The following is a 9,778-nucleotide window of genomic DNA, read 5'->3' as shown; positions in this document are numbered from 1 at the left end:
CTGAAAATCATGTCCTACGTAGGCACGGCACATAAACAGGGATACAATGCTTACGAAGCTATCAAAAATGCGATCACAGGTCACCCTGATTTCATCTTTGAGTAAAGCTAGTTCTGAATAGTTACACAGAAGCAATTAATCATCTGCGCTATGAAAAGCCGAATCTACAAATTTGTTTCCGTACAGAGAAGGCGCTGTCGCTGTTGTATTTTGAGGGGAGTGAGCGTATATGACAGCTAATCCAATTTTACTTCAGAAAAAATATAGTCGTGTTGTTGAATGTTTTGCAAAATTACAAGGACTTTCACTGGATGAGGCATTGGATTTTTTTTATCATTCAGAGGTCTATCAGCTGATTCGTGATGGTGTGTCGGACATGCATTGTATGAGTGATATGTATCTGGCAGAAGAACTGGAACAGGAGTATGCAAATAAAATAGAGAATGACACTAATGGCGTTAAAACGAATTGAGGAGGCACCATCGGTGCCTCCTCCACTTATTCACTTATTCCCTGAAACTATAATCATCAGGCCTTTATTTCTTAGCTCCAGCTTTCTTAACCGGTTTCTTCAGAAAGCCGTGTTTCTCAGCATCCTCCTCCGCGAGACGGATCGTCTCTTCGGATGGATTGGAGATTACGGCTGCGAAAACGATCTCGCATGGCGGGTTTTCTTTGACTGCCTGGACGGCAGCGGTGACTGCGGATACATCGCCGGTCATAAAAACAGTTTCGTGTCCGCCGCATTTACCGTTCCAGGTAAGGAAGGATACATCGGCGGTCTTCAGCATCTGGTCGATCACGATCACTGCATTGCTGCTTCCGACAACTTCCACTAATCCAAATGCTCCATATCTCATAACAGAATCCTCATTTCATTATAGTATTTAACGATCATATTACTTATTTGCGGTCATGTACATTGCCGGTTCTGTGTCGTGAGCCGGGGATGCGATCACCGTGTGGGAAACAACCTTCGCAATTGGTTCTGCGGTGCGGAGTGCAACGTCCATTGCGGCGTTTACGTCGGAGACAGAACCACGCATCTTCACGCAGGCACCTGCACCAAGACGATTACGCTCGATGTTCTGGATCCTTATATTTGCTGCTTTGGAAGCAGCGTCCAGTGCTACGAAGCAGGCAGCAAAACTGTCAAGTTCAAAGATCCCCACTGCCATGCCATTATAATTCTCAGCCATAATACCTCCATCCATTCTACAGGAATATTTTATTTCGGTTCATATACTGTAATTATACCTGCTTTTCCCGCAAAAAACAAGCTAAAATACGTTTTTTGTGGATTTTATCGCAGATTAAATGTGGGTTTATGACAATAATAAAAAGAAAAATATTGTATTTGTGTTGATTTTGCAAAAAGAAAACGACTGGAATGAAAAAACACAAAGTGCTATAATAAGGACAGTCAGGAAACAAAGGAGGGGGATTTGGTGTGAAGACACATCAGACAGATTTTTCGGAGGGAAATGTATATCGGAATATTCTGGAGCTGTCGATTCCTATGACGCTGGCGCAGCTTCTGAACCTTTTGTATAATGTGGTAGACAGAATGTATATCGGCAGGATTCCGGAGACAGGAAGGATCGCGCTGACGGGAGTCGGGATCTGTTTTCCGATCATTACGATGATCATGGCATTTACTTATCTATATGGGAATGGCGGCAGTCCGCTCTGTGCGATGGAGCTTGGACGGGAAAATGAGGAAGAAGCGGAGAAACTGCTGGGAAATACATTTTCCATGCTTCTGATGACAAGTGTAGTCCTGATGGCAGTTGGATATCTTTTTTATAAGCCGATTCTGTATGCGTTTGGGGCGAGTGACACGACTTATGTTTATGCAGGAGCGTATATCCAGATCTATCTGATCGGAACACCGTTTGTGATGATCTCGCTGGGGCTGAATCCGTTTATCAACTGCCAGGGCTTCGGAAATATGGGAATGCTGACGATCCTGATCGGTGCAGCCTTAAATATCGTTCTGGATCCGATCTTTATCTTCGTATTCCATATGGGCGTGCGCGGTGCAGCACTTGCAACGATTCTGTCACAGTTCTGTTCCGCAGTCTGGGTGCTGAAATTCCTCACAGGCAAAAAAGTCACACTTCGCATCAGGAAAGAAGCAATGCAGATAGAGTGGAAGAGAGTAAGAGCGATCATGGCACTTGGCGTTTCAGGTTTTATGATGCAGTTTACAAACGGACTGGTACAGATCTTCTGCAACGCAACGTTACAGATCTACGGCGGCGACATCTATGTAGGAGTCATGACGGTTCTCAATTCCGTCCGTGATATCGCGACGATGATGGTACATGGACTGACAAACGGTGCGTCCCCGGTCATGAGCTTTAATTATGGCGAAAAGGCCTACGACAAAGTAAAAAAAGCGATCAAATTTGTGACCGTTGTCTGCTTTTCCTATGCTCTGTTTGTATGGGGGATCATCAAGATCGCACCGGAATTTTTTATCCGGATCTTTAACAGCGAACCGGCACTTCTGGAAAAGGGTGTCCCGGCATTACATATCTATTTCTTTGGATTTTGCTTTATGGCCCTGCAGTTTACCGGGCAGTGTGTATTTGTGGCACTTGGCAAGGCGAAGAGAGCGACATTTTTCTCGATCTTCCGCAAAGTCATCATTGTTGTGCCGCTGACTGTGCTTCTTCCACGTATCGGAGGACTTGGGGTGGACGGTGTTTTCTGGGCAGAACCGATATCCAATCTTGTCGGTGGAAGTGCCTGCTTTTTCACGATGCTGCTGACAATCCTGCCTGAACTAAAACAGAAACAAAACTGAAATAAAAATCAGATAAACAAAAAGCCGCAGAAGCATGTTTCGGAGGGGGAGCTTTTGCGGCTTTCGTTTATGTGTAGATGGATTGAGGTAAATATAGCAAATTTATTTGGATCGATCCAAAACGGATCAGAAACAGATCAGATGTGGATCTTGGTACCGGTCTTGCCCTGGATACCGTCTTTGGCTTTTTCGAGAAGGGTGATCATGGCAGTACGTCCTTCCCCTGAAGCTGCGAAGTCCATAGCAGCCTGTACTTTCGGAAGCATGGAGCCAGGTGCGAACTGACCTTCTTCTACATATTTCTGGGCTTCTTCGACAGACATTTCATCCAGCCATTTTTCGTCTTCTTTGCCGAAGTTTACGGCGACTTTTTCGACAGCGGTGAGGATGATCAGCATGTCTGCATCGAGCTCTTTTGCGAGCAGGCAGCTTGCAAAGTCTTTATCGATAACGGCAGAAGCACCTTTGAGGTGATCTCCCTGAAGAGTAACCGGGATTCCACCGCCACCGCAGCAGATCACGATCTTATTTGCGTCAACAAGGCTGTTGATCGCATCCTGTTCAACAATCTCAACCGGCTTCGGGGAAGCAACAACACGGCGGTATCCGCGTCCTGCGTCTTCTTTCATGACATAGCCGTATGCTTTCTCTGCATGTTCAGCCTGTTCTTTGGTCATGAAGTGACCGATCGGCTTGCTTGGATTCTGGAATGCAGGGTCATTCTCATCTACACGGACCTGTGTAACGACAGTAACAACCGGTGTACGCATAAATCCACGTTTGCGAAGTTCTTCGCGAAGTGCATTCTGCAGGTCATATCCGATATATGCCTGGCTCATCGCAACACAGACGGAGAGAGGAGTGTTTGGCTGATTTTCGTCTTCTCTGGAAAGAGCAGCCATAGCATTGTTGATCATGCCTACCTGTGGTCCGTTTCCATGAACAACGACTACCTGATGTCCTTCTTCGATCAGGTCACACAGAGCTTTTGCTGTGGTCTTTACAGCCTGCATCTGCTCCGGCAGAGTGTTACCCAGTGCGTTTCCACCAAGAGCGATAACGATTCTTTTTCTTTTATACATTGAAAAAACCTCCTGAAATACATAAATTAACAAATAATATAAGAAAAAACAAGAAATAGTCTCATATATTGGAAAACAGAAAGAGCCTTGCAGAACATATCCGCAGGGCCCTTAATCTGTTTATCTTATATGAGAAAGAAGATTCTCATATTTATAGCCTGGCGTTGTAAACAACCTGTATTTTATTCGAAAATTCTCGGAGCAGCTTTTACTTCCAGTTTCTTCAGGATATCCTGTGGCTTTTCGAATTTGGAGAGCATGATCATAGCTGCGATCACATATGGTTTGAAGCTTGCTTCTTTGTAAAGCGGGATTCTGTAACGATCGAATACAGATGCATCAACCTCACCTGTCTCACAGCTTACACCAGTGATGTCAGCCGGCAGGCAGTGCAGATACAGAGCTTTTCCGTCTTTTGTTGTCTTCATAAGCTCTTCTGTGCAAGCCCAGTCTTTGTGCTCTGCGTTCTGAGCAAGAAGTTCTTTTTCCAGTTTGTCGATTCCGTCGAAGTCACCTTCTGCGTACAGATTTGTACGTTTTTCCATAGCTGCGAATGGAGCCCAGCTCTTCGGATATACGATATCAGCATCCTTGAATGCTTCTGCCATATCGTTTGTCTTTGTGAAGGATCCGCCTGTAGCTTCAGCGTTCTTCTTAGCGATCTCTTCAACTTCCGGCATTACATCATATCCTTCCGGATGAGCCAGAACAACGTCCATACCGAAACGAGTCATCAGACCGATAACACCCTGCGGAACGGAGAGTGGTTTGCCATAAGAAGGAGAGTAAGCCCATGTCATAGCAAGTTTTTTGCCTTTCAGGTTCTCAACACCGCCGAACTCATGGATGATGTGGAGCATATCAGCCATACACTGTGTCGGATGGTCAACATCACACTGCAGGTTTACAAGAGTAGGTCTCTGCTCAAGGATACCATCTTTGTTTCCTTCTGTAACAGCGTCCATGAACTCTTTCTGATAAGCATGACCCTTACCGATGTACATATCATCACGGATACCGATTACATCAGCCATAAAGGATACCATGTTAGCTGTCTCACGAACAGTCTCACCATGAGCGATCTGAGATTTCTTCTCATCCAGATCCTGAACCTCAAGACCAAGCAGGTTGCAGGCAGAAGCGAAAGAGAAACGAGTACGGGTAGAGTTATCACGGAAAATAGAAATACCAAGACCACTCTCGAATACCTTAGTAGAGATGTTGTTCTCTCTCATAAAACGAAGAGCATCAGCTACAGTAAATACAGCCTCAAGTTCCTCATCAGTCTTATCCCATGTCCAGAAAAAGTCATTATTGTACATTTCCTTAAAGTTTAAGCTGTTAAGTTTATCAATATAATCCTGTAAAGTTTTCATTCGAAAATTCTCCTTTAAAAATATTTTTTATTTTAGCGGAATCGCAGCAGCCACACTACGATTCCTGTCCCCAAATTCAACCAACAAAACCTTCCTCAAAAAATCCAATAAAGAAATCAATGCATATCCCCACAACATCAATTTCCGTTCTTCCAATCAAAGTAAAGTCAGCCAACTTCATATCTGAAACAAGAAGAACTACTTAACAAAAAGCCCGAAGGGTGTGCAGAGGGAGCAGGGCGCTGCTCCCTTTGCGGTTTTTTATTTGCAATAAGAAGTAGGTAAAGCTGCATAAACAGCTGCGCATCTCACGAGATCGACCTTCCAAGTTTTCTCATTCGGAGCATGTGCCTGAGCCTCAGCACCAGGTCCAAATCCAATACAAGGAATTCCATTACGTCCCATAATAGAAACACCATTTGTAGAGAATGTCCATTTATCAGTAAGCGGACGAGCTTTTCTCATTTCCTCTGTTTCTGCGTTTCCAAGACGAGTTTCCCCATAAAGGTTCTTATAAGCATCCTCAAGAGCCTTAGTTACCTTATGATCCTTCGGAATAGCCCATGTCGGGAAGTAGCACTCGATCTCATATTTGCATCCTGTATAAGACGGTCTGTCGTAGTTGTACATAGAAACAACTACATCATCGCCATATTTCTTAACGCTCGGAAGAGCACGGATCTCATCCAGGCAGCTTTCCCATGTTTCTCCGAATGTCATACGACGGTCAAGAGATACTGCACAGGAGTCAGCTACTGCACAACGGCTAGGAGAGGTGTAGAAGATCTGGGATACAGTTACAGTACCGCGTCCAAGGAAACGAGCTTCTTCCCAGTCAGGGTTGAATTTCGGGTTGAGCATTTTAACAAGACCTTTGATTTCTGTCTCATCAGCGTCATCGTTCTCGTTGAGGGAACGTACATCCTGAAGGATGTCAGCCATTTTGTAGATAGCGTTGTCACCACGTTCCGGAGCAGAACCATGGCAGGAAACACCTTTCACATCGATACGGATCTCCATACGTCCACGCTGTCCTCTGTAGATACCACCGTCTGTCGGCTCTGTGGAAACTACGAATTCCGGACGGATCTTGTCTTCGTTGATGATGTACTGCCAGCAGAGACCGTCACAGTCTTCTTCCTGAACAGTTCCGACTACCATGATCTTGCATCCTTCCGGAATCAGATCCATGTCTTTCATGATCTTTGCACCGTATACAGCAGATACGAGACCGCCGCACTGGTCAGATACGCCACGTCCACCGATTTCTTCTTCTGTTTCGTATCCTTCGTATGGATCAAAGTTCCAGTTTTCAATGTTACCGATACCAACAGTGTCGATATGAGCATCAAAAGCGATGATCTTGTCGCCGGTTCCCATGTAACCGATCACGTTACCCTGTGGGTCGATCGTAACTTCGTCGAAGTTCAGTTTTTTCATTTCAGCTTCGATTGTCTCGATATGTTTTCTTTCGTCGCAGCTTTCTCCAGGATTCTTAACGATCGCCCTTAAGAATTTGGTCATATCCTCCTGATAATTCTGAGCAACTTCTTTGATTTTGCCGTAATCCATTTTAAAATTCCTCCCATGTGTATATAGAAATTGTTTTAAAGTTCTTAATTATTTGATGATACTTACGGATTGTTCCGCAGTAAACTGCTCCCACAATCCTTCAAACATTCGGAATTCGCTGATTTACTATGTAAATCGCTGCTTCCTCATGTTTGGCGGGTTCCAAATTCAAATGCTTTATCGTGCAAGCACGAACATCATTTGAATTTGGAACCCTGGTATCATCATTTGCTTAAAGACTCGTTTGTTCCGTACAGGCCATCCCATACGATCTCGCGGTAACGAACCGGATCAGTGTCACCCTCTGTGGAGATTACAAGAACGTTGGAGTTCTCATCCAGTTTCAGGGCTTCTTTAAGATCTTTTGCATCTTCGTCGTGAAGAGCAGTGAAGCACAGACCAAGCGGAACAGATCCGGATTCACCGGAAACGATGTGCGGGTCATTGCCGAGCGGGTTAGCATAGATTCTTGTTGCCTTGGCACTCATCCAGTCAGGGCAGGATGCAAATACAGAAACATGGTTCCTTAAGATATCCCATCCGATGGTGTTTGCTTCGCCGCATGCGAGACCAGCCATGATCGTCTGAAGGTCGCCGCCTACATTTACAAGATCTCCGGATTCTTTCATAGCGGAACGGTACAGGCAGTCAGCAGCACTTGCTTCGCAGACAACCATAACCGGCGGGTTTTCTTTGTATTTGTGAGCGAAGTATCCAACAACTGCTCCTGCAAGAGAACCAACACCTGCCTGAACGAATACGTGTGTCGGGCGGTCGATGCCGGCTTCTTTGAGCTGCTGGTCAGCTTCCATGACCATAGTTCCGTAACCCTGCATGATCCATGACGGGATCTCTTCGTATCCATCCCATGCAGTATCCTGAACGATGATGCCGTGCTCTGTCTTGGCAGCCTCAGCTGCAGCCATTCTTACGCAGTCATCATAGTTGACTTCTTCGATGGTAACAGTAGCGCCTTCTTTGGCGATGTTGTCAAAACGTGTCTTGGTTGTGCCTTTTGGCATACGAACAACTGCTTTCTGTCCAAGACGTTTGGCAGCCCATGCAACTCCACGTCCGTGGTTTCCGTCTGTTGCTGTGAAGAAGGTAGCCTGTCCGAATTCTTTTCTTAATTCCTCGGAAGAGAGAACAGCATATGGAAGTTCGCTGATATCCTTACCAACTTCTTTAGCTATGTAACGTCCCATTGCGTAGGAACCGCCAAGAACCTTAAAAGCGTTCAGTCCGAAACGATAGGATTCATCCTTGCAGTGGATGCTCTTAACACCCAGGTAGGATGCCAGTTCAGCAAGATCCTGAAGAGGAGTTACTGTATACTGTGGGAAACTTTTGTGAAATTCATTGGCTTTTTTCACGTTTTCCTCTGACATTAACTCGAGATGTTTGTCGTCAGACTTTGCAACGTGATTGACAGTCCATTTTAAACCTTCCGTCATTATAAAAACCCTCCTTAAAAAATTTATTTTGAACTCATAATTATTGCTTGTCTTTTATATCTCTATCATACCATAAATAAAAGATTTTGCAAGAGGAAATACAAAATTTTTTAGGTTTTTACAAAAAAAGTTAGCACATAATAAAAAAAGTGATGTTCATTGCAACGTACTGGGGGATGTGATAAAATAAAAATACATTTTACATAAGAAAAATGAAAGTGCAAAGGAGATATAAAAATGGCTATTTTTCAGGCATTCCGTGCCCTCAGACCCGTTCCTGACAAGGCAGAGGCAGTAGCGGCACTTCCATATGATGTAGTGACGAGGGAGGAGGCAAAGGAGATCGGAGATCAGAATCCGGATTCTTTCCTGCATGTGGATCGTGCAGAGATGGACCTTCCGGCAGATACGGATCTTTACGATCAGAAAGTCTATGACCGTGCACGTGAAAACCTCATCAATATGGAAAAGAATGGAATTTTGGTTCAGGACGGAGCACCGTGTTATTACATCTATGAGCTGACCCGCAAGGGTAAAACGCAGACCGGTCTGGTCGGCTGCTGCTCTATTGATGACTATATGAATGGCGTTGTCAAGAAACATGAGCTTACCAGAGAGGATAAGGAGCAGGATCGTATCCATCATGTGGATGTATGTGATGCAAACACAGGTCCGATCTATCTTGCCTGCAAGTACCCACAGGAACTTCTTGATCTGATGGAAACCTGGAAAGCATCCCATGATGCCGTTTATGATTTTGTGGCAGAGGATGAGATCGGACACCGCGTGTGGGTGATCGACGGGGAAGCAGAGAAGAAAGTGATCGCAGAACAGTTTGGAAATATTCCGTATATATATATTGCAGATGGACACCACAGAGCTGCCTCTGCAGTCAAAGTAGGACTCAAGAGGAGAGAGGAACACCCGGATTACGATGGAAGTGAGGAATTTAATTATTTCCTTTCTGTTGTCTTTCCGTATGACCAGCTTACGATCCTTTCTTATAACAGAGTGGTACGCGATCTGAATGGAATGGATGAGCATGCGTTTATTGCCAGCCTCAAATTTAACTTTGAGCTGATGATCATGCCGGGATTCCCGTGCAAACCGGTTGAGAAGCACTGCATGGGAATGTATGTCGGAGGAAACTGGTATCATCTCAAAGCCTGGGAGGATGTCTATGTGAAGAAGGATGTAGTAGGACAGCTTGATGTCTCCATCCTTCAGGAGAAGGTTCTTTCTCCGATCCTGGGGATCGGAGATCCGCGGACAGATCAGAGGATCCGTTTCGTAGGAGGAAGCCACAAACTTAAAGAACTGGCAGAGATCGCGGACAGAACAGGCGGAGTGGCTTTTGCCATGTATCCGACAGTAATGGAGGATCTGATGCAGATCGCGGATGAAGGCAAACTGATGCCGCCGAAATCCACCTGGTTTGAGCCGAAACTGAGAAGCGGTCTGTTTATCCACAAGCTTTTCTGA

The 9,778-nt window shown here is 45.1% G+C and carries 9 protein-coding genes; 3 read left to right on the top strand and 6 right to left on the bottom strand.

Translation table 11 applies throughout. The annotated features are described in order from the left end of the window. Nucleotides 1-229 precede the first annotated feature (229 nt). A complete protein-coding gene (locus DWX28_RS10390) occupies nucleotides 230-472 on the top strand; it encodes a DUF3791 domain-containing protein (RefSeq protein WP_118252638.1) in 243 nt (80 codons plus the stop codon). Nucleotides 473-536: 64 nt separating this feature from the next. On the opposite strand, the gene DWX28_RS10385 is transcribed toward DWX28_RS10390, so the two are convergent. Together DWX28_RS10385 and DWX28_RS10380 are read right to left on the bottom strand one after the other, a co-directional pair. Continuing rightward, complete coding sequence (locus DWX28_RS10385; protein WP_118252637.1) at nucleotides 537-860, bottom strand: BMC domain-containing protein; 324 nt, start codon at nucleotides 858-860, stop codon at nucleotides 537-539. A gap of 39 nt (nucleotides 861-899) precedes the next feature. Continuing rightward, a complete protein-coding gene (locus tag DWX28_RS10380) occupies nucleotides 900-1,199 on the bottom strand; it encodes a BMC domain-containing protein (RefSeq protein WP_022215283.1) in 300 nt (99 codons plus the stop codon). Nucleotides 1,200-1,450: 251 nt separating this feature from the next. Between DWX28_RS10380 and DWX28_RS10375 the strand changes: the two genes are divergently transcribed. Then, nucleotides 1,451-2,812: an MATE family efflux transporter gene (locus DWX28_RS10375; protein WP_243002404.1), complete on the top strand. Its 1,362-nt coding sequence runs from the start codon at nucleotides 1,451-1,453 to the stop codon at nucleotides 2,810-2,812. 137 nt (nucleotides 2,813-2,949) lie between these two features. On the opposite strand, the gene arcC is transcribed toward DWX28_RS10375, so the two are convergent. The 4 genes from arcC to dpaL all read right to left on the bottom strand — a co-directional run bounded on the left by arcC (nucleotide 2,950) and on the right by dpaL (nucleotide 8,296). Continuing rightward, the gene (gene arcC, locus DWX28_RS10370; RefSeq protein WP_022215281.1) at nucleotides 2,950-3,894 is read right to left on the bottom strand and encodes a carbamate kinase; all 945 of its coding nucleotides are present in this window, start codon (nucleotides 3,892-3,894) and stop codon (nucleotides 2,950-2,952) included. Nucleotides 3,895-4,076: 182 nt separating this feature from the next. Then, nucleotides 4,077-5,270 (bottom strand): knotted carbamoyltransferase YgeW, encoded by a 1,194-nt coding sequence (ygeW, locus tag DWX28_RS10365; RefSeq protein WP_022215280.1) that lies wholly within the window; start codon nucleotides 5,268-5,270, stop codon nucleotides 4,077-4,079. Nucleotides 5,271-5,531: 261 nt separating this feature from the next. Further along, nucleotides 5,532-6,842, bottom strand: coding sequence for a YgeY family selenium metabolism-linked hydrolase (locus DWX28_RS10360; RefSeq protein WP_118252636.1), 1,311 nt, complete (start codon nucleotides 6,840-6,842; stop codon nucleotides 5,532-5,534). Between the two features lie 224 nt (nucleotides 6,843-7,066). Further along, a complete protein-coding gene (dpaL, locus tag DWX28_RS10355; protein ID WP_022215277.1) occupies nucleotides 7,067-8,296 on the bottom strand; it encodes a diaminopropionate ammonia-lyase in 1,230 nt (409 codons plus the stop codon). 237 nt (nucleotides 8,297-8,533) lie between these two features. Here dpaL and DWX28_RS10350 point away from each other — a divergent pair, with 237 nt between their 5' ends. Next, nucleotides 8,534-9,778, top strand: coding sequence for a DUF1015 domain-containing protein (locus tag DWX28_RS10350; protein ID WP_022215276.1), 1,245 nt, complete (start codon nucleotides 8,534-8,536; stop codon nucleotides 9,776-9,778).

Source organism: Blautia sp. AF19-10LB (assembly GCF_003461245.1).
GTDB lineage: Bacteria > Bacillota > Clostridia > Lachnospirales > Lachnospiraceae > Blautia_A > Blautia_A intestinihominis.
Note: the sequence above shows the minus strand (reverse complement) of the source record. Positions and strands in the feature narration are given on the sequence as shown.

Bases quoted from the DNA above. Each gene is read 5' to 3' on its own strand.
- DWX28_RS10390 (WP_118252638.1), top strand. From the start codon at position 230: ATGACAGCTAATCCAATTTTACTTCAGAAAAAATATAGTCGTGTTGTT.
- DWX28_RS10385 (WP_118252637.1), bottom strand. From the start codon at position 860: ATGAGATATGGAGCATTTGGATTAGTGGAAGTTGTCGGAAGCAGCAAT.
- DWX28_RS10380 (WP_022215283.1), bottom strand. From the start codon at position 1,199: ATGGCTGAGAATTATAATGGCATGGCAGTGGGGATCTTTGAACTTGAC.
- arcC (WP_022215281.1), bottom strand. From the start codon at position 3,894: ATGTATAAAAGAAAAAGAATCGTTATCGCTCTTGGTGGAAACGCACTG.
- ygeW (WP_022215280.1), bottom strand. From the start codon at position 5,270: ATGAAAACTTTACAGGATTATATTGATAAACTTAACAGCTTAAACTTT.
- DWX28_RS10360 (WP_118252636.1), bottom strand. From the start codon at position 6,842: ATGGATTACGGCAAAATCAAAGAAGTTGCTCAGAATTATCAGGAGGAT.
- dpaL (WP_022215277.1), bottom strand. From the start codon at position 8,296: ATGACGGAAGGTTTAAAATGGACTGTCAATCACGTTGCAAAGTCTGAC.
- DWX28_RS10350 (WP_022215276.1), top strand. From the start codon at position 8,534: ATGGCTATTTTTCAGGCATTCCGTGCCCTCAGACCCGTTCCTGACAAG.